Origin of the sequence: Phyllobacterium sp. CCNWLW183, from assembly GCF_037203775.1 — a bacterium.
Classification (GTDB): domain Bacteria; phylum Pseudomonadota; class Alphaproteobacteria; order Rhizobiales; family Rhizobiaceae; genus Phyllobacterium; species Phyllobacterium ifriqiyense.
This window is the reverse complement of the sequence record NZ_JBBCBN010000002.1, coordinates 223,790-248,414: the sequence shown is the minus strand read 5'-3', so window position 1 is coordinate 248,414 and position 24,625 is coordinate 223,790. Positions and strand designations below refer to the sequence as shown.

At 52.8% G+C, this 24,625-nt stretch carries 26 protein-coding genes; 13 read left to right on the top strand and 13 right to left on the bottom strand.

The features are described from left to right. Window positions 1-57 precede the first annotated feature (57 nt). Complete coding sequence (locus V9K95_RS06980; RefSeq protein ID WP_115054486.1) at window positions 58-480, top strand: metallopeptidase family protein; 423 nt, start codon at window positions 58-60, stop codon at window positions 478-480. 18 nt (window positions 481-498) lie between these two features. Continuing rightward, window positions 499-840 carry a YunG family protein gene (locus V9K95_RS06975; protein WP_336440334.1) on the top strand — a complete coding sequence of 114 codons (342 nt, stop codon included), beginning with the start codon at window positions 499-501 and terminating at the stop codon, window positions 838-840. On the opposite strand, the gene V9K95_RS06970 is transcribed toward V9K95_RS06975, so the two are convergent. After that, a complete protein-coding gene (locus V9K95_RS06970) occupies window positions 837-1,046 on the bottom strand; it encodes a DUF1737 domain-containing protein (protein ID WP_115054484.1) in 210 nt (69 codons plus the stop codon). The genes V9K95_RS06975 and V9K95_RS06970 overlap by 4 nt on opposite strands. 35 nt (window positions 1,047-1,081) lie before the next feature. Beyond that, entirely contained in the window at window positions 1,082-1,966 is an 885-nt protein-coding gene (locus tag V9K95_RS06965) for an HpcH/HpaI aldolase/citrate lyase family protein (RefSeq protein WP_336440335.1), read from the bottom strand. A 150-nt stretch (window positions 1,967-2,116) separates the two neighbouring features. Between V9K95_RS06965 and leuD the strand changes: the two genes are divergently transcribed. Beyond that, complete coding sequence (gene leuD, locus V9K95_RS06960; RefSeq protein ID WP_115054483.1) at window positions 2,117-2,722, top strand: 3-isopropylmalate dehydratase small subunit; 606 nt, start codon at window positions 2,117-2,119, stop codon at window positions 2,720-2,722. 177 nt (window positions 2,723-2,899) lie between these two features. Continuing rightward, complete coding sequence (gene leuB, locus V9K95_RS06955; protein WP_307281434.1) at window positions 2,900-4,012, top strand: 3-isopropylmalate dehydrogenase; 1,113 nt, start codon at window positions 2,900-2,902, stop codon at window positions 4,010-4,012. Between the two features lie 67 nt (window positions 4,013-4,079). Here leuB and V9K95_RS06950 read toward each other — a convergent pair whose 3' ends face one another. Then, window positions 4,080-5,966 (bottom strand): MFS transporter, encoded by a 1,887-nt coding sequence (locus tag V9K95_RS06950; protein ID WP_115054481.1) that lies wholly within the window; start codon window positions 5,964-5,966, stop codon window positions 4,080-4,082. Between the two features lie 581 nt (window positions 5,967-6,547). Between V9K95_RS06950 and V9K95_RS06945 the strand changes: the two genes are divergently transcribed. Beyond that, window positions 6,548-7,582, top strand: a complete 1,035-nt coding sequence (locus V9K95_RS06945) for an aspartate-semialdehyde dehydrogenase (protein ID WP_115054479.1) — start codon at window positions 6,548-6,550, stop codon at window positions 7,580-7,582. 49 nt (window positions 7,583-7,631) lie between these two features. Here the strand turns inward: V9K95_RS06945 and V9K95_RS06940 are convergent, their stop codons facing one another. Beyond that, window positions 7,632-8,096 carry a transcriptional regulator, SarA/Rot family gene (locus tag V9K95_RS06940; RefSeq protein WP_115054478.1) on the bottom strand — a complete coding sequence of 155 codons (465 nt, stop codon included), beginning with the start codon at window positions 8,094-8,096 and terminating at the stop codon, window positions 7,632-7,634. 155 nt (window positions 8,097-8,251) lie between these two features. Between V9K95_RS06940 and V9K95_RS06935 the strand changes: the two genes are divergently transcribed. Together V9K95_RS06935 and V9K95_RS06930 are read left to right on the top strand one after the other, a co-directional pair. After that, the gene (locus tag V9K95_RS06935) at window positions 8,252-8,674 is read left to right on the top strand and encodes an organic hydroperoxide resistance protein (protein WP_008127257.1); all 423 of its coding nucleotides are present in this window, start codon (window positions 8,252-8,254) and stop codon (window positions 8,672-8,674) included. Window positions 8,675-8,851: 177 nt separating this feature from the next. Beyond that, the gene (locus V9K95_RS06930) at window positions 8,852-9,673 is read left to right on the top strand and encodes an alpha/beta fold hydrolase (protein WP_307281420.1); all 822 of its coding nucleotides are present in this window, start codon (window positions 8,852-8,854) and stop codon (window positions 9,671-9,673) included. A gap of 10 nt (window positions 9,674-9,683) precedes the next feature. Here the strand turns inward: V9K95_RS06930 and V9K95_RS06925 are convergent, their stop codons facing one another. Further along, window positions 9,684-11,732 (bottom strand): M3 family metallopeptidase, encoded by a 2,049-nt coding sequence (locus V9K95_RS06925; protein ID WP_336440336.1) that lies wholly within the window; start codon window positions 11,730-11,732, stop codon window positions 9,684-9,686. A 105-nt stretch (window positions 11,733-11,837) separates the two neighbouring features. Further along, a complete protein-coding gene (locus tag V9K95_RS06920) occupies window positions 11,838-13,061 on the bottom strand; it encodes an argininosuccinate synthase (RefSeq protein WP_115054476.1) in 1,224 nt (407 codons plus the stop codon). A gap of 171 nt (window positions 13,062-13,232) precedes the next feature. Between V9K95_RS06920 and V9K95_RS06915 the strand changes: the two genes are divergently transcribed. Continuing rightward, window positions 13,233-13,874, top strand: a complete 642-nt coding sequence (locus V9K95_RS06915) for a LysE family translocator (RefSeq protein ID WP_336440337.1) — start codon at window positions 13,233-13,235, stop codon at window positions 13,872-13,874. A 1-nt stretch (window position 13,875) separates the two neighbouring features. On the opposite strand, the gene V9K95_RS06910 is transcribed toward V9K95_RS06915, so the two are convergent. From V9K95_RS06910 to V9K95_RS06895, 4 genes are all read right to left on the bottom strand, one after another. Beyond that, window positions 13,876-14,295 carry a hypothetical protein gene (locus V9K95_RS06910; protein ID WP_162802599.1) on the bottom strand — a complete coding sequence of 140 codons (420 nt, stop codon included), beginning with the start codon at window positions 14,293-14,295 and terminating at the stop codon, window positions 13,876-13,878. Window positions 14,296-14,301: 6 nt separating this feature from the next. Next, window positions 14,302-15,540 (bottom strand): 23S rRNA (adenine(2503)-C(2))-methyltransferase RlmN, encoded by a 1,239-nt coding sequence (rlmN, locus tag V9K95_RS06905; protein ID WP_115054473.1) that lies wholly within the window; start codon window positions 15,538-15,540, stop codon window positions 14,302-14,304. Window positions 15,541-15,665: 125 nt separating this feature from the next. Then, a complete protein-coding gene (locus tag V9K95_RS06900; RefSeq protein WP_115054472.1) occupies window positions 15,666-16,169 on the bottom strand; it encodes an invasion associated locus B family protein in 504 nt (167 codons plus the stop codon). Between the two features lie 258 nt (window positions 16,170-16,427). Then, window positions 16,428-16,814: a YkvA family protein gene (locus tag V9K95_RS06895; RefSeq protein ID WP_115054471.1), complete on the bottom strand. Its 387-nt coding sequence runs from the start codon at window positions 16,812-16,814 to the stop codon at window positions 16,428-16,430. Between the two features lie 131 nt (window positions 16,815-16,945). Here V9K95_RS06895 and V9K95_RS06890 point away from each other — a divergent pair, with 131 nt between their 5' ends. Beyond that, the gene (locus V9K95_RS06890) at window positions 16,946-17,416 is read left to right on the top strand and encodes a low molecular weight protein-tyrosine-phosphatase (protein ID WP_115054470.1); all 471 of its coding nucleotides are present in this window, start codon (window positions 16,946-16,948) and stop codon (window positions 17,414-17,416) included. Here V9K95_RS06890 and thpR read toward each other — a convergent pair. Together thpR and V9K95_RS06880 are read right to left on the bottom strand one after the other, a co-directional pair. Further along, window positions 17,368-17,964, bottom strand: a complete 597-nt coding sequence (thpR, locus tag V9K95_RS06885) for an RNA 2',3'-cyclic phosphodiesterase (protein ID WP_115054469.1) — start codon at window positions 17,962-17,964, stop codon at window positions 17,368-17,370. The genes V9K95_RS06890 and thpR overlap by 49 nt on opposite strands. A 113-nt stretch (window positions 17,965-18,077) precedes the next feature. Next, complete coding sequence (locus tag V9K95_RS06880) at window positions 18,078-18,767, bottom strand: arylesterase (RefSeq protein ID WP_336440338.1); 690 nt, start codon at window positions 18,765-18,767, stop codon at window positions 18,078-18,080. A gap of 69 nt (window positions 18,768-18,836) precedes the next feature. Here V9K95_RS06880 and V9K95_RS06875 point away from each other — a divergent pair, with 69 nt between their 5' ends. The 4 genes from V9K95_RS06875 (at window position 18,837) to V9K95_RS06860 (ending at window position 23,776) form a co-directional block, all read left to right on the top strand. Beyond that, on the top strand, window positions 18,837-19,541 hold the full coding sequence (locus tag V9K95_RS06875; protein WP_115054467.1) for an ABC transporter ATP-binding protein: 705 nt from the start codon (window positions 18,837-18,839) through the stop codon (window positions 19,539-19,541). Further along, window positions 19,538-22,102, top strand: coding sequence for an ABC transporter permease (locus tag V9K95_RS06870; RefSeq protein ID WP_336440340.1), 2,565 nt, complete (start codon window positions 19,538-19,540; stop codon window positions 22,100-22,102). Before V9K95_RS06875 ends, V9K95_RS06870 begins: the two co-directional genes overlap by 4 nt. Before the next feature lie 192 nt (window positions 22,103-22,294). Further along, window positions 22,295-23,071, top strand: coding sequence for a Bax inhibitor-1 family protein (locus V9K95_RS06865; RefSeq protein ID WP_115054465.1), 777 nt, complete (start codon window positions 22,295-22,297; stop codon window positions 23,069-23,071). Window positions 23,072-23,227: 156 nt separating this feature from the next. Beyond that, window positions 23,228-23,776, top strand: a complete 549-nt coding sequence (locus V9K95_RS06860) for a GNAT family N-acetyltransferase (RefSeq protein WP_307281393.1) — start codon at window positions 23,228-23,230, stop codon at window positions 23,774-23,776. A gap of 43 nt (window positions 23,777-23,819) precedes the next feature. On the opposite strand, the gene V9K95_RS06855 is transcribed toward V9K95_RS06860, so the two are convergent. Further along, the gene (locus V9K95_RS06855; RefSeq protein WP_307281390.1) at window positions 23,820-24,617 is read right to left on the bottom strand and encodes an ABC transporter ATP-binding protein; all 798 of its coding nucleotides are present in this window, start codon (window positions 24,615-24,617) and stop codon (window positions 23,820-23,822) included. Between the last annotated feature and the right edge of the window lie 8 nt (window positions 24,618-24,625).

The following is a 24,625-nucleotide window of genomic DNA, read 5'->3' as shown; positions in this document are numbered from 1 at the left end:
CGCATACATGCTGCTGACGCACTATATAGGGCCATAAACACCTTATCAGGAATTGTGATGGCCAGAAGTAACCAAACGGCTGACTGGGCGAACCGCCTTTCGCCTTCAATCGCTGAAATTGAATCACTGGCAATTGATGCCTATGCCCATCTGCCGGAAAATTTCCGCAGTCTGTGCGGTGAAATCACCATGCAGGTTTCTGACTTTCCCGATGATCAGATTATTGAAGATATGGGGCTGGAATCGCCTTTCGATCTCATGGGCCTTTTTGAGGGCAATGGTATCGGTGAACGTTTTTCATTGCAGACAGGCGACCAGGTCAATCGCATAACGCTTTATCGACGGGCCATTCTTGATTATTGGGCGGAATATGAAGAGGCGCTTGGCGATATTGTCACGCATGTCCTTATCCACGAAATCGGGCATCATTTCGGATTGTCCGATGAGGAGATGGAACGTATAGAGGCTAGCGTCGAATAGCTATCACAGGGGATTGCCTTGACCGTCGATTACTCAACGCCATACGGGCTATATGAGAGCCTCAAATCCGCATGGAGCAGGGAAAGCTCAGCCTCCTGGTCGGCTGAAAACCCCGCAAAAGGCCAGTGCAGCGTAACATCGATTATTGTGCAGGACATATTTGGCGGCTCGATCCTCAAGACGAAGACCTATGGCGGCACTCACTTTTACAATCTGATCGATGGCGTTCGCTGGGATATGACCATTAGCCAGTTTGACCGGCCCATTCCGTTTGAGGACAGACCAGCCACGCGCGATGAAGCCATGGCTGATACGTCAGAGCCGCAATATCAGGCGCTCAAGCGTCGGTTGGGTGTCTAGTGATCGCTGAGCTTTGTTGTGCCGGGTATATAGTCGACGCCATCGACATCTTTGACCACAGCCTGCCCGCATTGCATGATGCCGGTTACAGAATTGAACGCATATGTCGGTGAGCCATAAATATGCCAGCCCTTGTTAAGAGCGGCTGTTACCTTATGGCAAAAGCTCGCATCATCGGGACCAGTCAAAAATCTGTAGAGCTTCATAGTGAATTCCCATTCTCGTGCTTGTCTGATTTGCACTAATTTGAATGATTGATTGTTTCAATCCTTGCCAGCAATTTTTGGGCGGTTTCAAGATGCATCCGCTCCACCATCCGGCCATTCAACGAAATTGCGCCTTTGCCTGCATTTTCGGCAAGGTCGAAGGCTTGGACAATAGAGCGGGCATCAGTCACTGCCTCGGAACCGGGGGTAAACGCTTTGTTTGCCGGTTCAATTTGCGATGGATGGATAAGGCTTTTTCCATCAAACCCCATTTTGAAAGACTCGCCGCATTCACTTTCAAAGCCGGACATATCGTTAAAGTCGTTGTAGACGCCATCAATAATATCAAGATGACCGGCTTTGGCGCATAGCAGAATCTGCATGAGCCACGGTGTGAAAAAATGCCGGCCTTTTTCCAGAACAGTTCCGGTCTCTTTGGCAATGTCATTCGTGCCTACGACAAAACAATCCAGTCTTGAGGTTGATCGCAGGCCAAGCTCGGCAATCTCGTCGGCATTGATGATGCCGCGTGCCGTTTCGATCATCGCCCATAAACGCACGTTTTCTGATGCGTCGGTTTCTTCCAAGACTTCCGCCACTCCGGTCACATCCTGCAGATTCTCTACCTTTGGTAGAAGGATCGCATTGGGCTTACAGGCGCGTGCGGCCAGAAGGTCTTCGCCGCCCCATTCGCTGGTGAGATGATTGATACGGATGATGCGCTCAGCTTTGCCTGCAGGATTGGCTGCAAAATAAGCGCGCAGAGCTTCGCGGGCATCTTCCTTGGCTTCCGGAGCGACCGCATCCTCGAGATCGAAAATAATCGCATCGGCATTGAGCGACGCCACTTTAGCCAAGGCTTTCGGATTGGAGGCCGGAACATAAAGTACAGATCGACGCGGACGGAAAAGCTTGCTCATGACAACTTTTTGCCCCGAAGACAGAAGCAAGGCAAGGGCTGAGATTTGCCAAGCATAAAGTGCCACAGGCGAAAAGCTTTGATTCATGGCCGAGCTGGTGTAAAGCCAAGGATAAATCTCACCTACGCATGGACCGTACAGGCAGCTATTATGGATAAATTCACCCAGCTCACGGGCGTTGCCGCCCCACTGCCCATCATCAATGTCGATACAGACATGATCATTCCCAAGGACTACCTTAAAACGATCAAGCGCACTGGCTTGGGTACGGGGTTGTTCGCTGAAATGCGTTACAACGAAGATGGCAGCGAGAATCCTGATTTCGTTCTTAACAAGCCAGCTTATCGCAAGGCGCAGATTCTCGTCGCTGGTGACAATTTCGGGTGCGGCTCAAGCCGCGAACATGCACCGTGGGCTTTGCTGGATTTTGGTATTCGTTGTGTCATCTCAACGAGCTTTGCTGATATTTTCTACAATAACTGCTTCAAGAACGGTATCTTGCCGATCCGAGTCAGCCAGGAAAATCTTGATAAGCTAATGGACGATGCGCAGCGCGGTTCCAACGCCACGGTATCAATCGATCTTGAGGCCTTGACTATCAAGGGGCCGGACGGTGGAACAATCAGCTTTGAGATCGACGAATTCCGCCGCTACTGCATGCTGAACGGTTTGGATGACATTGGTTTGACGATGGAAAAAGCATCGAAGATCGACAGTTTCGAAGCGTCCAATGCGCAAGCCCGCCCTTGGGCCTGACCATTTTAGGTCAGTATTACCAAAGCCCGGTTTTTGCCGGGCTTTTTCGTGCCTGACAGGCGCGCATATCGGTGAGGGGATTTAAGATAATTTCCCAAAACGCTTTTCTTCTTTGCTCAAGTTGCGCTAAGTACGCGCCATTCCCACGAGAGCCAATCACATAACGAGGTTTCCAGCATGGCATCGAAAAAGCTTTTCCTTCTTCCTGGCGATGGTATCGGTCCTGAGGCAATGGCCGAGGTCCGCAAGATCATTGCCTATATGAATGCCGAGTTGAAAAGCGACTTTGAACTGGACGAAGGTCTGGTCGGTGGCTGCGCTTATGATGCCCATGGAAAAGCCATTTCCGAGGCAGATATGGAAAAGGCATTGGCATCGGATGCCGTGCTGTTCGGTGCCGTTGGTGGTCCAAAGTGGGATAGCGTTCCCTACGATGTTCGGCCGGAAGCCGGTTTGCTGCGCCTGCGCAAGGATATGGAGCTGTTTGCAAATCTGCGCCCAGCCATTTGCTATCCTGCACTTGCCGATTCATCTTCCCTGAAAAAGGAAATCGTCGAAGGTCTGGATATTCTCATTGTGCGCGAGCTGACTGGTGGCGTGTATTTCGGGGAACCGAAGGAAATTCGCGATCTTGGCAATGGTCAGAAGCGCGGCATTGATACTCAGGTTTACGATACATATGAGATCGAGCGGATTTCCGGAGTTGCCTTCGAGCTCGCCCGGACGCGTGGCAACAAAGTCACCTCAATGGAAAAGCGCAACGTCATGAAGTCGGGCGTCTTGTGGAATGAGGTTGTTACTGCAACCCACAAGGCAAAATATTCAGACGTGAAACTCGATCATATGCTGGCCGATGCAGGCGGCATGCAGCTCGTACGTTGGCCGAAACAGTTTGACGTTATCGTAACAGACAATCTGTTCGGCGACATGCTTTCCGATATTGCGGCAATGCTGACGGGTTCTCTGGGCATGCTGCCCTCAGCCTCGCTTGGTGCGCCCGACGGCAAGACAGGAAGCCGTAAGGCTCTGTATGAGCCCGTACACGGCTCTGCGCCGGATATCGCTGGTACTGGTGCGGCCAATCCAATTGCGATGATCGCCTCCTTCGCCATGTGCCTGCGTTATTCGTTCAATATGGTGGCTGAAGCGGATCGGCTGGAAGCGGCTATTGCAGGTGTCCTCGATGACGGAATTCGCACCGCTGACATTATGTCCGATGGTATGACCAAAGTCGGAACCGTCGAAATGGGCGATGCCATTCTTGCGAAGTTCAAAGCTCTGGCCGCCTGATATATAGCGGCTGAAATAAAAAGCCCGGCGCGAGTGATCGCGCCGGGCTTTTGTATTTGTGAGGATGCTATTTTACTTCATCCAGATCGGTATCTTTTGTATCGCGAACGAAGAGCAGGCCGATGATCAGCGTCATCGCGGCAATCACAATCGGATACCACAGACCGTAATAGATATCGCCCTTGGCGGCGCTCATCGCGAAGACCGTCGCCGGTAGCAGACCGCCGAACCATCCATTGCCGATATGATAGGGCAGGGACATGCCGGTATAGCGGATACGGGTTGGGAACATTTCAACCAATATTGCTGCAATCGGCCCATAAACCATCGTCACATAAAGGACGAGGATAAACAGAATACCGATAATCATTGTCCAGTTGACCGCTGCCGGGTCGGCTACCATCTTGAATGCACCAGCTTTTGGCACGCTATAAACGGTAACTTCGGTGGCACCTGCCGCCTCTTCTGCTGTGATCAGCTTATCTTTGATAGCTTGAGCCACAGGCACAACCGTCTTTTCGCCAGCACGGATTGCAGCTGCATCCAATGCCAGTTTCGGATTGCTTGCAACCAAGGCATCAAGCTTGCTGTCTGCAACCTTTGCTGGATCGCGAACCAGCGGGTAACCAGCATCCTGAAGTGCAAGGTTTACCCCTTTTTTGAATGCACCATCCTTCGCGGCAGCTTCAGCACCCGCAGCGGTTGCATCGTAGGATTCAACCGTTTCCTGGCCAATTTTGACTGTTGCGGCAGATCCGGCCGGAGCCGTTGCTGCGATGTCATAAGGAATGGAGTTTTTAGCCAGGAAGTCAGTTGCGATATCGCAGGATGTGAGCGGCTTTCTTGTACCAACCGGATTGAACTGGAAGTTACAATCTCCAGGTGCCGCAGTTACAGTTGCACGCACATTCTGCTGAGATGAGGCCAGTGCTGGATTGGCGGCCCAGGTCAAGGCCTTGAACAGAGGGAAGTAGGTAAGAATGGCAAGTGCCAGACCAGCCATGATGATTGGCTTACGTCCGATCTTATCCGACAACCAGCCGAAGAAAACGAAAAAGCCAGTGCCGAGCAAGAGCGCAATAGCAATCATGATATTGACGGACTGCCCGTCAACTTTCAGGACGTTCTGCAGGAAGAACAGGGCGTAGAACTGACCTGAATACCAGACAACCGCCTGACCGGCTGTAAGACCAAAAAGCGCCAGCAATGCAATCTTTGCATTCTTCCATTGTCCAAATGCTTCAGACAGCGGGGCCTTTGATCCCTTGCCTTCTTCTTTCATCTTTTTGAAGGCTGGCGATTCGCTAAGCGACAAGCGGATCCAGACCGAAACGCCCAAAAGAACGAATGACAGAATGAAAGGAATGCGCCATCCCCATGCGGAGAACGCTTCTTTCGTCATCGAATTCTGGATGATGAGGATAACGATAAGTGACAGGAAAAGTCCGAGCGTTGCTGTCGTCTGAATCCATGATGTATAGAAACCGCGCCGGTTGCTTGGCGCGTGTTCAGCAACGTAAGTTGCCGCACCACCATATTCGCCGCCGAGCGCAAGACCTTGAAGCATGCGCAAAGCGATCAGAATGATCGGCGCTGCGATACCCCAGCTCGCGGAACCTGGCAGAATACCGACCAGAAATGTCGACAGACCCATGATCAGGATTGTGACAAGGAAAGTATATTTGCGGCCGACGAGATCGCCGATGCGTCCGAAGACCAGCGCGCCGAACGGACGAACGAGAAAGCCCGCGGCAAATGCAAGCAATGCAAAAATGTTGCGCGTTGCTTCCGGATATTCACTGAAGAAGGCGGCGCCAATAAAGACAGCCAATGAACCGTAAAGGTAAAAGTCGTACCATTCAAAAACGGTGCCGAGAGAAGAAGCGAAGATCACCTTCTTTTCTTCCCGCGTCATCCCCCGGCTGGTAGTGCCGGACACGGTAGTGGATGCCATTTCTATTCCTCCCAGTAAATAGCAATTAAGCCCAAAGTCAAAGAGACATGCTCAGCCCAAACCTTTTGTCATGTCCCCACTATCGATAATTTCGCGCGTAATTTTTGCTTAGCTTGTTGCTAATGCACATCGCGCGCCAGCCAATGTCCTTGTGAATTTCTTTCCCCCCAAGGTCATACAACCCAATGCACTATTCAATTGTTGACTAAATATTGAAGAAAGCAAAGCCCGTAACTTATACCAAATGTCTAAAATTGTGCGTAACACGACATATTCTTGCCCTTTAAAGATGTAATTGACTCTTTTTGGAAACCGCGTACAAGCACAGGCGGAACAGGAGAGCCTTCGGTGCGCAGCGAATCAACGTCGCTATTTTTGCTGAACAGTTCCGGCATTATCGCCGGATGTGTCGGTGTGCCTGCTTTCCAGACCAAAATTTCGGCCAAAAAACTCTCGAAAACGACCACTAAAACGGTCTGATTTCCCTTGGCCTGCTCGCCCCCTCCCGAGCCCGGCTCGGGGGATAAGACCCGCGGTGGCCAGCGGGTTCGAAGCAGCGGAGAGGGACAGGAGAATACATAATGAGTTTCAAGGTTGCGATTGTTGGTGCCACAGGCAATGTGGGCCGCGAAATGTTGACAATACTGGAAGAGCGCGGCTTTCCCGTGAGCGAAGTTGTTGCTCTGGCTTCACGCCGATCGCAGGGGACTGAAGTTTCCTACGGGGACAGGACGCTGAAGGTTAAAGCGCTTGATACCTATGACTTTTCCGATACCGATATCTGCCTGATGTCTGCAGGTGGCAATATTTCGAAGGAATGGTCGCCGAAGATTGGCGCACAGGGATGTGTCGTTATCGATAATTCATCCGCTTGGCGCTATGATTCCAACGTGCCTTTGATTGTGCCTGAAGTAAATCCTGATGCGATTGTCGGTTTTAGCAAGAAGAACATTATTGCCAATCCCAATTGCTCCACGGCGCAACTTGTCGTTGCCTTGAAGCCATTGCATGACAAGGCGCGCATCAAGCGCCTCGTGATTTCCACCTACCAGTCCGTATCTGGGGCAGGCAAGGATGGCATGGATGAACTTTTCCAGCAGTCACGCGCAGTTTTCGTTGCAGATCCGGTGGAAGCCAAGAAGTTTACCAAGCGAATTGCCTTCAACGTTATTCCACATATCGATGTATTCATGGAAGATGGATACACGAAGGAAGAATGGAAGATGGTTGCTGAAACCAAGAAGATGCTTGATCCAAAGATCAAGCTCACAGCAACCTGCGTGCGGGTGCCTGTTTTCATCGGCCATTCCGAAGCAGTGAACATTGAGTTTGAAAGCCCGATGAGCGCTGAAGAAGCCCGGGATATTCTGAGCGATGCGCCTGGCTGCCTTGTCATTGATCGTCATGAAGACGGCGGTTACATCACACCTTATGAAGCGGCTGGTGAAGACGCCACCTACATTTCACGTATTCGCGAAGACATAACGGTCGAAAACGGCCTGTCGCTCTGGATCGTTTCTGACAATCTTCGCAAAGGCGCGGCCCTGAACACCGTTCAGATCGCAGAACTCCTGGTTGCACGTGGGCTTATCCAGCCCAAAAAGATTGCCGCATAATCTAAAGGCGGATGAAAAACCTGAAAGGGCGCTGGTGACAGCGCCTTTTTTATGCGTTGTCGATACTTGCCACGAGATTGTCGCGCAAGCTGATGAGTTCAGCCCGCATGCCACGTGCTTCGTCCATCGTGCAGCCAAATGCCTGTCCCATGGCAAGGGGCACTGACTCCGCGCGGGCCCGCAAGGCGCGACCCTCTTCTGTCAAATTTATCAGCACTTGACGCTCGTCGGTCTTGTCACGTTGGCGTGATATCAGACCGGCTGTTTCCAAGCGTTTCAAGAGCGGCGTCAATGTGCCGGAATCCAGACTGAGCTTGTCTCCGATTGCCCTGACAGTCTGGTTCTCTTCTTCCCACAATACCACCATCACAAGATATTGCGGATAAGTCAGCTTTAACGCCGACAGCCGAGGCTGATAGGCACGTGTCACGGCGTTGGCGGTGGAATAAATGGCGAAGCAAAGGAAATTCTCCAGCTTCAACTGCGATTCCGGTTTTTGCGTTCCAGCGTTCATTTGTCTTCCTTCCCAAAGGCCTGGACTATAATAGCCATGCGTATTCAATTGTGCATCATTTAATTTTTCATCATCTATAAAATAAATATTGCACACAATTCAATTGTGTGAAATTTAATAGGCATTGAGAAAATCAACTTCGAGAGGAAAACCAGATGAGCATTCTTTATACAACCAAGGCGACGGCAACAGGTGGACGCGACGGCAGCGCGAAGAGCGAAGACGGCCGTTTGGAAGTAACGCTCTCAACCCCCAAGGAACTGGGCGGTAATGGTGCGCAGGGCACCAATCCTGAGCAACTGTTTGGAGCAGGGTATTCGGCTTGTTTTCTTGGCGCGTTGAAATTCGTTGCTTCCCAGAAGAAGATCAAGCTTTCGGAAGAGACCGCCGTAACAGCAACCGTCGGCATCGGTCCTCGCGAAGATGGCAAGGGTTTCGGGCTGGACGTTGCTCTGGCTGTCACATTACCCGGTATCGAGGCTGGGCAGGCACGCGAGCTTGTGGATGCAGCACATATTGTTTGCCCTTATTCGGAAGCAACGCGCAGCAATCTCGACGTACGCATTTCGATTAACTGACGCAAAATTTGCTCCAGCGTCATGATCAACAGCCTGAAGAAATTGACCTCGCGCCGTTCTGTTTTGACGGCGGGTATTGGAGTGGCGGCTGCTATCAGCCTCCCTTCCATTCCCGCGATGGCCACCGATAAATCCAAGCAACTTAAGTCTAATCAGCCAGTAAAGGGACAAAAGACAATGACCACGATCACCACGAAGGACGGCACAGAGATTTACTACAAGGATTGGGGAACAGGGCAGCCTGTAGTTTTCAGCCATGGCTGGCCGCTCACTTCGGATGCCTGGGAAGATCAGATGTTCTTTCTTGCATCCAATGGCTACCGTGTGATTGCTCATGACCGCCGGGGCCATGGCCGTTCCAGCCAACCTTGGAATGGCAATGACATGGACACCTATGCCGATGATCTGGCCGAACTATTCGAGAAGCTCGATTTGAAAGACGCGATCATGGTTGGGCATTCAACTGGTGGCGGCGAAGTCGCCCGCTATATCGGCCGTCACGGTACGAAGCGTGTCGCCAAGGCCGTTCTTGTGGGGGCAGTGCCACCTCTGATGCTGAAAACCGCTGCAAATCCTGAAGGTCTGCCTATCGATGTTTTCAACGGCATTCGTGATGGCGTGATTGCCGATCGCTCACAGTTCTTCAAGGATCTGTCGCTACCCTTTTATGGCTACAATCGGGCTGGCGCCAAAGAGTCTGAAGGCATTAGAAACGCTTTCTGGCTGCAGGGTATGATGGCCGGAATGCCAGCCTCGTATTTCTGCATCAAGGCGTTTTCAGAAACGGATTTCACCGAAGATCTGAAGAAGATTGATGTGCCGACATTGTTTATCCACGGCGATGATGACCAGATCGTGCCCATTGATGACACGGCCCGCAAAGCCGTGAAGCTTGTAAAGAACGGTACTTTGAACGTCTATGCCGGTGCGCCGCATGGTTTGGCTACGACGCACAAGGACAAGCTGAACGCGGATCTTCTGGCTTTTGCCAAGTCCTGATTACAACCGCTTAAAGCCCACGCTTTTCGATCATCGCATCGGGCGTGGGCATCTTGCCCCGGAAAGCCTTGTAAAGCTCTTCGGGATCTTTGCTGCCACCAGCTGAATAGATATATTTTTTCAGCTTCGCGGCGAGGGCACCGTTGAATGTATCGCCGGTTTCCTCAAAAGCCTTGAATGCATCGGCATCCAATACTTCTGACCACAAATATGAGTAATATCCTGCGGAATACCCATCGCCGGAGAACACGTGCTTAAAATGCGGTGTCCGGTGGCGCATGATAATCGCCTCTGGCATGTCCAACTGCCGAAGAGTTGCCGCTTCAAACTGTATGGGGTCCTCTGGAGGGGTGCCATCGGCATGGAATGCCATATCAATCAAGGCAGACGACGTGAATTCGACCGTTTTGAAACCAGCATTAAAAGTATCCGCGGCCAATACCTTGTCGAGCAGAGCTTTCGGCATAGGCTCGCCAGTACGGTAATGGATTGCGTATTTTTCAAGGATTGCTGGCACAGTCAGCCAGTGCTCATAAAGCTGGGAGGGTAGCTCCACAAAGTCCCGTGACACTGATGTGCCTGAAACTGCAGGCCAGGTAACGTCTGACAGCAGCCCGTGCAAAGCATGGCCAAATTCGTGGAATAGGGTACGTGCGCCGTCAAGCGAAAGCAGGGCCGGCTCGCCTTTTGGCGGCTTGGCGAAGTTCATCACATTATAGATGATCGGCTTTTGCACGCTGCCAAGTTTGTGTTGTGACTGCAATGCACTCATCCATGCGCCGGAATGCTTTGACTGGCGGTTGAAGTAATCGCCAAGAAATACCCCGCATTCTGTTCCATCCGGATTGAAGACTTCCCAGACCCGCACATCCGGATGCCAGGCAGCTATGCCGGTTTTTTCCTTGAACGTAATACCGAACAGACGCGTTGCCACATCGAAACAGGCTTCAATAATTTTCTCGAGCTGCAAATATGGCTTCAACTCGGCTTCATCGAACGCAAAGCGTTCGCTGCGCAGCTTTTCCGTGTAAAACCGCCAGTCCCAGGGGGCTACCTTGTGGTTGCGGCCCTCATTGGAGATCAATTGTTGTAGATCACTTTCTTCTTCGCTGGCACGTGTCTTTGCCTTTTGCCAAACGGGCTCCAGCAGATCCATAACTGCCTTTGGCGTTTTTGCCATGGTGTTGTCGAGCTTGTACGCGGCAAAGCTTTTATACCCGAGTAGCTTTGCCTTTTCAGATCTGAGAGCTACCGTCTGGGCAACGATGGCAACATTGTCCGTATCGCCGCCATTTTCGCCCCGTGCCGCCCAAGCCCGGAAGGCTTTTTCCCGCAAATCCCGGTTCTCGGCAAATGAGAGAAAGGGTTCAATGATTTCACGCGACAATGTAACGGCCCAAGTGCCTGTGCGATTACGCTCCTCGGCAGCTCCTTGCATGGCATCGCGCACAAAATTCGGCAATCCTGCAAGATCTGCCTCGTCTGTGATGAACAAAGCCCAGTCCGACTCATCCTTGAGAACATTTTGATCAAACTGCGCACCGAGACTGGCGAGCGTCTCATTGATATCTGCAAGACGTGCCTTGCCCTTTTCATCCAGTCGCGCGCCGCTGCGCACAAAGCTTTTCCAGATCTTTTCCAGAACGCGGTCTGTTTCGGCATCAAGGCCGAGAAGATCACGCTGTTCGTAAAGTGAGTCTATGCGGGCAAACAGATGCGGATTCATCATGATGGACGATGAATGGCGCGACAGTTTTGGCGCAATGGACCGTTCCAATGCCTGTATCGCGTCGTTGGTATTTGCCCCGGCCAGCGTCCAGAAAATGGAAGACACCCGATCCAGCGACTCGCCGGAAAGCTGCAGCGCTTTGAGGGTATTTTCGATGGTGGGCGCTTCAGGATGGCCGATAATCGCATCAATGTCGGCAAGATCATCCGCTAGGGCCATATCAAATGCCGCGGGAAAATCCTGATCGCTAAAGGCTGTAAAGTCCGGCAGACCAAGAGGCCCTGTCCAGTTCGTCAATGCAGTGTTGATGGCCGGTTTGGCAGACGACATGGGAACTCCATCGTATGAATTGGGTCGTTAATATCTAAGATACCGATGCAAGGGTCACAAGCAGCGAAAATGAAAACGGCGGGACCAGCCCGCCGTTTATTGTCTTTAGCTGTTCCGTTTACGGGCAGCCAAGGTGCGTAACCGCAAGGCATTCAGGCGGATAAAGCCTGCCGCATCCTTCTGATCATATGCGCCACGATCATCTTCAAATGTTACGAGTGCGTCGGAATAAAGCGATTTTTTCGACTTACGGCCTGAAACCATGACATTGCCCTTATAGAGTTTCAGGCGAACAGTGCCTTCCACGTCCTCCTGGCTCTTGTCGATCATGGCCTGCAGCATTTCACGCTCTGGCGAATACCAGAAGCCATTATAGATCAGTTCGGCATAGCGCGGCATGAACTCATCCTTGAGATGAGCTGCGCCGCGATCAAGTGTGATCGATTCCATCGCCCGATGCGCGGCAAGCAGGATGGTGCCACCTGGTGTTTCGTAAACGCCGCGCGATTTCATGCCAACGAAACGGTTCTCAACCAGATCAAGGCGTCCGATGCCATTGTCTCGGCCAAGATCATTAAGCGTCTTCAGCAGTGTCGCGGGTGAAAGAGGCTTGCCATCAATTGCGATTGCATCGCCCTTCTCGAAAGCGATCTCGATTTCTGTGACCTTATCGGGCGCATCCATCGGAGAGATTGTGCGCTGGTGCACATATTCGGGTGCTTCCTGCCATGGGTCTTCCAACACTTTGCCTTCCGAGGAAGAATGCAGGAGATTGGCGTCCACGGAGAAAGGTGCTTCGCCAAGTTTGTCTTTGGCGATTGGGATCTGGTGTTCGCGCGCAAATTCCAAAAGATCTGTGCGGGATTTAAAGGTCCAATCGCGCCAAGGCGCAATGACCTTGATGTCAGGATTGAGTGCGTAGGCGGAAAGCTCGAAACGAACCTGGTCGTTACCCTTGCCCGTTGCACCATGCGCAATTGCGTCAGCGCCGGTACGGGCAGCGATTTCGACGAGGTGCTTGGAAATGAGCGGGCGGGCTATCGATGTGCCGAGCAGGTAAACGCCTTCATAGACCGCATTGGCGCGGAACATCGGGAAGACAAAGTCGCGAACGAATTCTTCGCGGACATCTTCAATGTAGATTTCCTTGATGCCGAGCATTTCGGCCTTCTTGCGTGCGGGCTCGAGTTCCTCGCCTTGTCCAAGATCGGCAGTGAACGTGACGACTTCAGCGCCAAGTTCTGTCTGCAGCCATTTCAGGATGATCGATGTATCCAACCCGCCCGAATAGGCCAGCACGACTTTCTTGACGTCTTTCCATTTATTCATTGCATATGTCCTGTCTGTCGATCGCCGTCGCGATCCTGAAATTTCAGTTGGGGTCTTGTAGCATTTGCGCCGCTATTGGCAAGCACAGCAAAAACGAGATCAGGCGCAAATACGTATGGCGTGAAGCTGTTTTTCGCGTTAGCTTCCGGCAGTTTTTTCCGGAGCCCTGTGATGACCTTCATTCCTGATTGGCAAATTATACTGCAATTCATCGTTGCCACTTTTGTCCTCTCGATTACCCCGGGGCCGGATATGACATTGTTTGTCGGACGCGCATTGTCCGAGGGCAAGGCTGCAGGTTTTGCCTGTCTGGCGGGTGCCTGCACCGGGATCGTCATACACACGACCATGGTGGCAATTGGCCTCTCGGCACTGATCGTTGCTTCGCCGTCCGCGTTTCTTGCGCTCAAGGTTGTGGGGGCCGGCTATCTGATGTGGCTTGCCTATCAGGCAATCCGCTATGGTTCGGCGTTCTCGCCGGAAAAAAAGACCGGCCAAGCCCATACATTGTTTCAGAACTGGCTGACGGGGCTGGGTATCAATCTTCTCAACCCAAAGATCATTCTGTTTTTCATGACATTCCTGCCGCAGTTCGTTTCTGCGGGCGATCCGCACGCTCCGGGTAAATTGTTTTTCCTTGGCGTACTTTTCATACCCCTGTCATTGCCAGTGGTCGCGCCAATGATCCTTGCTGCCGATAGATTTTCGATGCTGCTGAGGAAAAATCCGACAGTGACACGCATTACGGACTGGTTGTTTGCCGGGGTGTTCTCGGCATTTGCTGCCAAGATTTTGTTGGCGCAAGCGAAGTGATTCAGATCTGATTATTGGGGCTCGGCGGGATGATACCGGCGCTGCGTCCGGAAATCATCCAGTAGACAAAGCCGCCCACAACGCCCGTGGCGAGGATTGCAGCGAAGGTGCTGATATCCTCGGTTTGCGGGCGCCACTTCCAGACAATGATGACAACTGCTGTGGCAGCGCCGCCGAGCGCATAGAAAAGCCAATCACGCCATGCGGTCAGTTCAGCGTAGATGATAATCAGCGCCGCCGGAACGAGCACGCTATGGCCTATCGCGGAAGCGAAGACAGGTATGGTCAAATACAAAAACGGACCTTCGCCTCCCAGCCATTCTGTGCTGCCGATAAGAAGCATGTTCAGAAACAGCGATGCCGCGAAGGTGGCGCAGACAAACCCGATAGTGATCAGCGCAAAGCGTATGAGATACAACACGTCGGTTCAGTCTTCGCCGTGACCGGCAATCATTGCCGCTTCAAATGCCAGACGCTCCGTTTTCTTCATGCGTTCCGACTCCGATTTTAGCTGTCCGCATGCGGCGAGAATATCGCGGCCGCGCGGTGTGCGGATAGGCGATGCATAGCCAGCGGCGTTTACATAGTCAGCAAATTTCTCGATCTGCTCCCAATCAGAACACTGATAGTTGACGCCTGGCCACGGGTTGAACGGGATCAGATTGATCTTTGCCGGAATGCCCTTGAGCATTCTTACCAGTTCCTTGGCATCAGCAAGCGAGTCATTGACGCCCTTGAGCATGACATATTCAAATGTAATGCGTTTTGAATTGGACAGGCTTGGATAGGCGCGGCACGCGGCAAGCAATTCCTTGAGAGGATATTTCTTGTTGATTGGCACCAGCATGTCACGCAGATCATCAGTCACCGCATGCAGGGAAATTGCCAGCATCACGCCGATTTCTTCGCCAGCGCGATAAATTTCCGGTACCACACCCGAGGTTGAAAGGGTGATGCGGCGGCGTGAAAGTGAAAGACCGGCATCGTCCGCTGCAATCAGCAGGGCCTTTTTGACGTTCTCGAAATTATAGAGCGGTTCACCCATGCCCATCATGACGATGTTGGACACTTTGCGGCCCTCTGCCGGAACCATGGTGCCATCCGGTGTGTTGCGATCGGGAAAATCACCAAGGCGATCGCGTGCAACCAGCAATTGGGACAGGATTTCTTCGGCGGTCAGATTGCGCACGAGCTTCTGCGTGCCTGTGTGGCAGAAGGAGCAGGTCAGTGTGCAGCCGACCTGGCTGGAGATACAAAGAGTACCTCGCCCTTCTTCGGGAATATAGACTGTCTCGATTTCTACAGGACGGCCGGCACCACGCGGTGGAAACCGGAACAGCCATTTGCGCGTGCCATCATTGGAAATCTGTTCTTCTACAATTTCAGGCCGGGCAATATCGAAGTTCTTATCCAGCAATTCGCGCATCTCGCGCGAAATGTTCTGCATATCGTCAAAGTTAGAAACGCCGCGCACATATAGCCAATGCCAAACTTGGGCTACGCGCATTTTAACTTGCCGTTCGGGCACGCCGACGGCCATCAGTGCCTCCGCAATTTCCGGGCGTGTCAGGCCGATCAGCGAGGGCTTTTCAGCCGCTGGGGCGCGAACGGCATCACGGGATTTATCCCGGGCAACAGGATGTGTCAGGTCAAGCGATACGGACATGGGTTTTTCTAACGTTCTTAACGGAAGCGCGGCTCATACCACGTTCCGGCGGCCACGTCACCTCTGCAAGCAAAAAGGCCCGGCAATTCGAGCCGGGCCATCGCGGGAGATTGGTATTTCGTTGATTATTTACAAGTGGAGATCGCTTTAAGAGCAGCTGAAACGCCCTTCAGCGAATAGGCGTAGCTGGTCTTTGTTCCACGTTTGGAAACAGCGTTGATGGTCATGTTCTTACCGCCCCGGAGAGCGGCAACAAGCTGCGGCTCTTCCGCGGCATTTTCCATCCAGCCATGGCTGCCGCTGGTGAACATGGAGAAGGTACGCTCGTCAATCTTGACCAGAACCTTTGAATTCTCCTGCAAATCATATCCGGCCTTGAACTGTGGCTCGAAGCTGACATTCTGGCCGGGCTTCTGGCTTACCATGAAGAAATTGTCACCATGATCGATTTTCGCAGGCTGTTTGTCGACTGGAACCGACAGAACGTAACAGACCTTGCCCTTGCCCTGCTGATAGCTATAGGCACCCCACGCGTTAAACTGGCTGATCTGACTCGGGGTCTGGGCAAAAGCTGTCCCCACCAGCCCAAGCATGAGCACAGAGGTTGCTACGATCGATTTTCCAAACATTTTACCTACCAGTTTTATTTGTTCACTTCATAACTCATGAACCGGCAATGGTCCGGAAGATAATCCGGGTGCCGCATTGTCCAGTTCGCTTGTCTTAATTTGGCTTAATCTGGGTTACCAAACGGTGAAGACAGGTCAAAAAAGCAATTTTTAGAGCTAGAAAGGTCACAGCCTCGTTCAAGTCCAATGCCGTAACACCAGCCAAATAAAAGCGGCGAGACTTTGGCATTTGGGCACTTCACACTCTTGTGATGCCGGTCAATCTTTCTCGTCCGTGTCCAGATCGGCGATCGCCTGTCGCGCGGCAGCCCTGTGTGCAGGGGTGATATTGTTTCGGATAGCGCTCAGCGCCGCCATCATCACAGCCACGTCGTCAGTAAAACCGAGACCAAGGAGGAAGTCTGGGATAATATCCAGCGGTAGGACAAAATAAGCCAGCGACGCCAGTAATATACCGCGCACCTTGGTCGGCGTGGCAGGATCGAGCGCGCAAAAGTAGCCCGCAACCACTTCGTCAAGAAACGGAATATTCTTTGCCGCCTTACGCACGGTTTTCCAGAAAGAAGCGCGAACACGTTCCTCGCGCGAGCGCTGCTGATGCGCGCTGCCCGGCTCCAGAATTTCGCCGATCTTGATCTCGTCCATTCCTTTTCCTTCGATTTGTTCGTTAAGAACATGGGAAGGAGTAGGGGGCGGTGCAAGAGTTTTGCTCACAATGATGTGAATTCTTTGGTAAGTGGGATCGTCAACGCTATCTTGGCTATTATGGTGCCGAAATGAAAACTCTGCCGCTTCGTTCCGTTCTCTTTGTTTGCCTTGGCAATATTTGCCGGTCGCCCTTGGCAGAAGGCGTATTCCGAGCCGTGTTGGAAGCAGAAGGCAAAGCCGGAGGAGCGTTGATCGATTCTGCCGGAACCAATGGCTATCACACCGGCGAAGCGCCGGATGCGAGATCGATCAAAATAGCGCGTCGTTATGGTATCGATATTTCCAACCAACAATGCAGGCAGCTGGTGGCCGATGATTTTCATCGCTTTGACCTGATTGTCGGCATGGACAGAATGAACATGGCTGCCATTGAAAAGCGCCGTCCTGCCGGTGCATCCGCGCAAACAGGACTATTTTATGGGGTTGCCCTCGGCGATGCCAAGCAAATTCCCGACCCTTATTACGGCACAGATTCGGATTTCGAAGCGATCTACCGGATGATCCTTGCGGCCTCAAAAGGCCTTTCCGCAAGGTTCTGATAGGACGACCGGCGCGACTCCAGAGGCCAGGCCTCCTCGACGATATAAGGCCCGCCACCGACTGAATCGCGTGATGACATCAGCACAAAACGCCCGACAGGAAAGGGTGCCGTGGAGAAATTGCCCCGTGAAGAGAGATAATGGGCTATTTCCTCGTTGCGGACATTGCGTAGCCGGGCCAGCGAAACATGTGGCGTAAACTTCCGAGGATCGGGAGCAAGCATAAGTCTTTGGCAGATACGCTCTATCTCAGCTTGCAGTGCCTGAATATCGGGCGAGGGCGCTACAGAAGCAACCACGCTGTGCGGCTTCTTGGAACCAAAGGCGTTAACGCCCGAAAGACGGAGAGTAAATTCAGGACGTCGAATGCGATCAAGAGCGTTTGCCACTTCGTCGGCAACGTGACCTTCGACATCCCCGATGAAACGCAATGTGATGTGATAGTTTTCGACATCGATCCATCGGGCTCCCGGAAGCCCGCCGCGCAACAACGACAGCGAGAGTGCGGCGTCGCGCGGAATTTCGAGGGCAGTAAAGAGACGCGGCATAAGGCATCCTCCCCGAATCGAGTTGTGCACCTAGAGAATCATTGAACCCGTCCGGGGGCAAGCCATAAGTTCATATTCTTGCCCTGCGCGACAAATTGGTCACGGTATGTGTTCTACTGCGATATGTTGGAATTTGTGGCTTTGTTAGACGACGATGTATCGTCGGCGATGGTTTTTTCGATGACCGGCAAAAACCCTTCCACCATCTTAGCGACGCCTTGCGTATTTGGATGCATACCGTCTTCAAGTTGCAATGATTTCTGCGCGGCCACGCCTTCCATGAAGAAGGGATAGAGCGGGACGTCGTATTTCTGCGCCAATCTGGGGAAGATCGCGTTGAATTTGTCCTCGTAATCACCGCCCATATTCGGTGGCGCAAGCATTCCGGCCAAAATGACCTGAACTTTGCGCTGTTGCAGCTTTTCGATGATTTCCGCGAGGTTTTTTTCACTTATCTCCGGTGAAATGCCACGCAATGCGTCATTGGCGCCAAATTCAAGAATAACCAGGCCCGTGCCTTCCGGTACAGACCAGTCCAACCTGCTCACCGCGTCAGTTGTTGTCTCACCCGCCACGCCTGCATTTGCGACTGTGACGTTTATCCCCTTGTCCTTCAACGCCTTTTCCAGCTGGGCTGGAAACGAGTCCTGAACGGGTAATTCAAATCCCGACATCAGGCTGTCACCGAAGCCCACAACCGACAGCGGTTGTCCGGACACGGTATTTTGATTGGCCAAAGCCGAAACAGGCAAGGCAACAAGACTTAGAAAAACAACAATTCTTATCAACGGTTTGAATATCATTTCGGGACACCCATATCAGATCAGCTGCGTTGCATGTTGTGTGGACCATATCGCAAAGGAAGTCTTTTCGTGACGAAATCCGTTATCAAGCTCGATCACATTGAGTTGACACTTGGCACAGGCGCTTCGGCCGTGCATGTCCTCAAGGGGATTTCCCTCGATATTGATACGGGTCAATCCGTTGGGATTGTCGGTCCCTCAGGTTCCGGAAAATCCACGCTTTTGATGGTTTTGGCAGGACTTGAACATGTGGACTCCGGCTCGGTTCAAATATCAGGCACGAGGCTTGAAACGTTAAGCGAGGATGCCACTGCAGCTTTTCGCGGCCAGAATATCGGCATTGTGTTTCAGTCATTTCATCTCATTCCGAACATGACAGCATTGGAAAATGTGGCCGTTCCCTTGGAGTTGGCCGGAAATTCCGATGCTTTTGCCATTGCAGAACGCATGCTTGCGGCCGTGGGTCTGGCAGATCGCGTCACCCATTACCCGGGCGAACTTTCAGGCGGTGAACAACAGCGCGTGGCTATTGCCAGAGCCCTTGCACCGTCGCCCAAGATACTGATTGCCGATGAGCCAACCGGAAACCTTGATACGGCGACAGGGCGACAAATCGCCGATCTCCTTTTTGAAAAACAGCGCGAACTGGGAATCACCTTGGTCCTTGTCACACATGACACCAGCTTGGCCGGTCGCTGCGACCGGGAAATTCGTGTGCGCTCGGGCCTGATCGAGTCGGATGAAGGCGCGCCGGCCTTGGCAAAAACCGCATGAGCAATTTGTCGTTTGGTTCGGGTCCAACATTGAAACTGGCTCTGCGATTTGCGCTGCGTGAAATGCGCGGCGGTCTTTCGGGATTCTATATATTTCTCGCCTGCATTGCGCTCGGTGTCGCCGCGATCGGCGGCGTCAACTCGGTGGCCAATTCGGTAACTTCGGGAATTTCCACCCAGGGCCAAAGCATTCTTGGCGGCGATATCCGCTTCCAGCTTAACCAGCGCGAAGTCACGGCAGAAGAGCGCGCCTTCCTTGAAAGCAAGGGCAAGTTGGCCGTGAGTGCCAATATGCGCTCCATGGCACGGCTTCCCGATGGCAGCGATCAATCATTGGTGGAGGTCAAGGCCGTCGATGGTTCTTATCCTTTGAATGGAAAACTCGAAACAACGCCAAAGCTTGATCACGGGGCGCTCTTTGATGAAAAAGAAGGCGCCTATGGTGCCACGGTAGCTGAGATATTTCTGGAGCGTCTGCACTTGAAGCTTGGCGACCGCATTCTCCTCGGCTCGGCAAGTTTTGAGGTTCGTTCGGTTATTGTGAATGAGCCGGATGCACTTTCGGACGGCTTTGGTTTTGCACCACGCTTCATGGTGTCGCTTGAAGGACTCGGTGCCGCCGGACTTGTTCAGCCCGGCAGTCTCGTCGATCACAATTATAAAATTTCTCTTCCGGCAGCCTCCAGCGAGGAGAACATCACACGCATACGCGACGAAGCGCAGGAAAAGTTTCCGCAAGCTGGTTGGACAATTCGCAGCCGCACCAATGCTGCGCCATCGCTTAGCGCCAATATTGAACGCTTCTCACAGTTCCTGACGTTGGTCGGATTGACGGCGCTTGTCGTTGGCGGTGTTGGTGTCGCCAATGCCGTCCGTTCCTATCTTGACGGCAAGCGCGGCGTTATCGCTACCTTCAAATCACTCGGCGCGCCGGGTTGGTTTGTTATTGCGGTCTATCTCTTTCAAATCGTCATTCTGGCCATTGTCGGCATTCTTGTAGGTTTGATTGCAGCTGCGGCCATTCCCTATCTTGCAGCCTACGCACTTCAAAACGTCCTCCCCATTGCGGGAGCAGGCGGTTTTTATCCCGGTGCATTGCTCTGGGCTGCCCTGTTCGGTCTTTTAACGACGCTAGCCTTTGCAATCCTACCTTTAGGGCGGGCGCGCGACGTTCCGGCGACTGCCTTATTCCGCGAGCAGGGTTTCGATCAGCGCGGCTGGCCAAAACCCACTTACATCGGCATTGCCGTCGCGCTGATGGGAGCGCTTTGTCTCCTGGCGATCTATTTCGCTTATGACCGGCGCATTGCTATTGTATTCGTGGGCGCCGTTGCCGTTTCATTCATTATCCTGCGTGCAGTTTCCAGCCTGGTTCAATGGCTTGCGCGTCGTGCGCCCCGTGTCTCCTCGACAGCATTCCGTCTTGCTATCGGCAATATTCATCGGCCTGGCGCCTTGACACCCTCCGTGGTTTTGTCGCTCGGCCTCGGTCTGACCCTGCTTGTTTCCCTAGCCTTGATTGATGGTAGCCTCAGGCAGCAATTGGCGGGCAATCTGCCGGAAAAGGCTCCGAATTTCTTCTTCGTGGATATTCAAAGCAGGGAAATAGATCAGTTCAAGGATCTGCTGCAAAAATCAGCGCCCAATGGAAAGATTGTAAGCGCGCCTATGCTGCGCGGCCGTATCGTTGCTTTCAACGGCACGGACATTACCAAGATGACTATTTCACCAGAGGGCGCATGGGTGCTGCGTGGTGACAGAGGCATTACTTACGCGAAGAACGTGCCGGAAAATTCAACCTTGACTGAAGGCAGTTGGTGGCCAGCCGACTATACGGGCGAACCATTGGTGTCCTTTTCAGCAGAAGAGGGCCGCAATCTCGGCCTCAAGCTTGGTGATACAGTCACCGTTAACGTACTCGGCCGCAATATGACGGCGCGAATTGCCAACTTCCGCGAAGTGCAATGGGAATCACTTGCAATCAACTTCGTCATGGTTTTCTCGCCTAACACCTTTGCAGGCGCTCCACATGCATGGCTGGCAACGCTGTCAGATCCCGCCGCGACCACGGCACAGGAAGCCAATGTGATGCGGGAGGTAACCAGCGTTTATCCTGCCGTCACGTCAGTTCGCGTCAAGGATGCCATCACCATTGCCAATGAACTGGTGGGGCAATTGGCAGTGGCCATTCGAGCCGCCGCGTCCGTTGCCTTGATCGCGTCGATACTGGTCTTGGGCGGCGCATTGGCGGCAGGGAACCGGGCACGTATTCACGATGCTGTGGTGCTGAAAACACTTGGGGCGACGCGGCGTACGCTCATCAAGGCCTTTACGCTGGAATATGTGCTGCTTGGGCTGTCAACGGCAGTGTTTGCGCTGCTGGCTGGTGGTTTGGCGGCTTGGTACGTGATCGTCAGGGTCATGTCCCTGCCAGCTTCATTCCAGCCGGAAGTTGCGGTCATGACTGTTGCAGTAGCCCTGATTCTGACAGTGGGATTCGGCCTTGCAGGAACATGGCGCATATTGGGACAAAAGGCTGCGCCGGTGCTCAGAAACCTCTGAAATGATTAAAATCATGTAATATTTGACTATTTGAGCCCTATTTTGCGATTGCGCACGCAATCTTGAGTAAAACAGGACTTGTTATGGGGCGGGTTAATCACCATAATTCTTGTCAAGGCATGCTGGGGTCCCGCCAGCGGAGCCTGGGGATAGTCCCCGACACAAGGGCGGGACGAAGCAATGAGGAAAACCATGGCTGACTATCGCAACATCCAGGCCCAGAATACGGCCGGAGTGCGTGTGGACGCGGGGATCGATCAAGGTCTGCGCAGCTACATGCTGAAGGTCTATAATCTTATGGCGATCGGTCTCGCAGTGACCGGTCTTGCCGCCCTCGCAATCGTTTATATGACGACGACAAATGATCCGTCGCTTGCGGCTGCTACTTTGCCAAATGGCAAGATGCTGACCAGCTTCGGTGTTACGTTCTACGTATCGCCGCTGAAGTGGGTCGTCATGCTCGCGCCGCTGGCTGCAGTGTTCTTCCTGAGCTTCCGCATTAACTCGATGAGCGTTGCCGCAGCCCAGACGACCTTCTGGGTCTATGCCGCGCTCGTTGGCGCGTCGCTCTCGTCAATCTTCCTGGTCTATACTTCAGGAAGCATTGTGCAGACGTTCTTCATCACAGCGGCGTCGTTTGGCGCGCTTTCGCTCTATGGCTACACAACCAAGCGTGATCTTTCCGGTTTCGGCTCGTTCCTGTTCATGGGCGTAATCGGCATCCTGCTCGCTTCGGTGGTCAATATCTTCCTTCAGTCAAGCGCATTGCAGTTCGCTATTTCGGCGATTGGCGTGCTGGTGTTTGCAGGTCTTACCGCCTACGACACACAGCAGATCAAGGAAATGTACTATGAAGGCGACGATTCGGACTCCTATGGCCGCAAGGCAATCATGGGTGCACTTCGTCTCTATCTCGACTTCGTCAATATGTTCATGTTCCTGCTGCAGTTCCTGGGCAACCGCGAATAGTTTTGCGCAGGCAGTGATACTGAAAAGGGCAGCCGCAAGCTGCCCTTTTTTATGCCTTGAATATAGGTTTTTGATCCCGTTTGCGGTGTCAGCACCTTTAAGTTTGCACCAAATAGGTGCATGAAAGCTGTCAGTAATTATTCATCAAGCGAAGCCATGTCTGACATTCATATCCGCCCCGCGCAGCCTGCCGATCTCGAAACCATTACTGAAATCTACCGCGATGCCGTCCTTCACGGCACGGCTACTTACGAGATCGACGCGCCCGATCTTCAGGAAATGACGAAAAGGTTTCATTCGCTTGTTTCAGATGGCTTTCCCTATGTGGTGGCCGAGCAGGGCGGTAAGGTTATTGGTTATGCCTATGCCAGCTATTTCAGGTCACGCCCTGCCTATTGGTGGACAGTAGAAGACTCGATCTACATCGCGCCGGAAGCCAAAGGAAAGGGCTTGGGGAAAATCCTCATCCAGAGACTGATTGACGACTGCACTGCCTTGGGGTTCCGTCAGTTTATCGCGGTTATCGGCGACGGTCACGAAGGCTCTGCATCCGTAAAGCTTCATACCAAGGCAGGCTTCCGGCATTGCGGCAAGATAGAAGCCTCTGGCTTCAAGCATGGTCGCTGGCTGGATACGGTTTTGATGCAGCTTGATATGAATGGCGGGGCAGCAACGCTTCCAGATCAGCCACCGCTAAAGGCTTAAGGTTCTGCTTGGATAGAATCGTTCTGCTCGCTACAGAAGAGCTCTAAATCCTGGCGCCTGGCATTCGGGCAAGCTCAATATCAAAGTGCGGACGGCTCTCCGGCGTGATGCGGACAAAGTTGCCTTTAACCCGGAATACTTTTTCGATCAGGCCACTTTCGGCAAGGGCATTGGGCTCGCCATCGAACAGCAACTGACCTTTTTCCAGCAGCGAAATTCGGTCGCTGACGGAGATGGCCTGATTGATGTCATGAATGGCCATGATAATTGTCACGCCCCTTTCGCGGCTAAGACGATGAACCAGATTGAGGACTTCCACCTGAAAACCGATATCGAGAAACGATGTCGGTTCATCCAGCAGCAGGATCTGGGCCTCTTGTGCCAGAGCCGCTGATATCCAGGCGCGCTGCCGCTCGCCTCCCGAAAGCTCGAGCAGGCTTCGGTCAGCAAGAGCGGTCAGCCCTGTGCTTTCCAACGCCCATTCGATGGCCAGTTCATCATGGCTGTTGTAGCTGCGAAACAAGCCTACATGCGGATAGCGGCCCTGCCTGACGAGCTGTTCAACAGTCATCTCGTCGGGAGCCGAAGGTTGTTGCGGCAGGAAAGCCATCTGCTTGGCAATGGTTCGTCGCGACATTAGTTTGGCGGGTTTGCCGTTGATTTCAACGCGACCTTCCCGCGGCACGATCAAACCTGAGAGTGCCTGCAATGCAGTGCTCTTACCCGAGCCGTTGGGCCCGATGAGCGCCCGAACCTCTCCGGCCTTCAGGTCAATGTTGAAGCTGTTCAACGCTTTGCGCGATCCATAGAAAACCGACAATTGCGAGCAGGAGAGGGGCATTATGATCC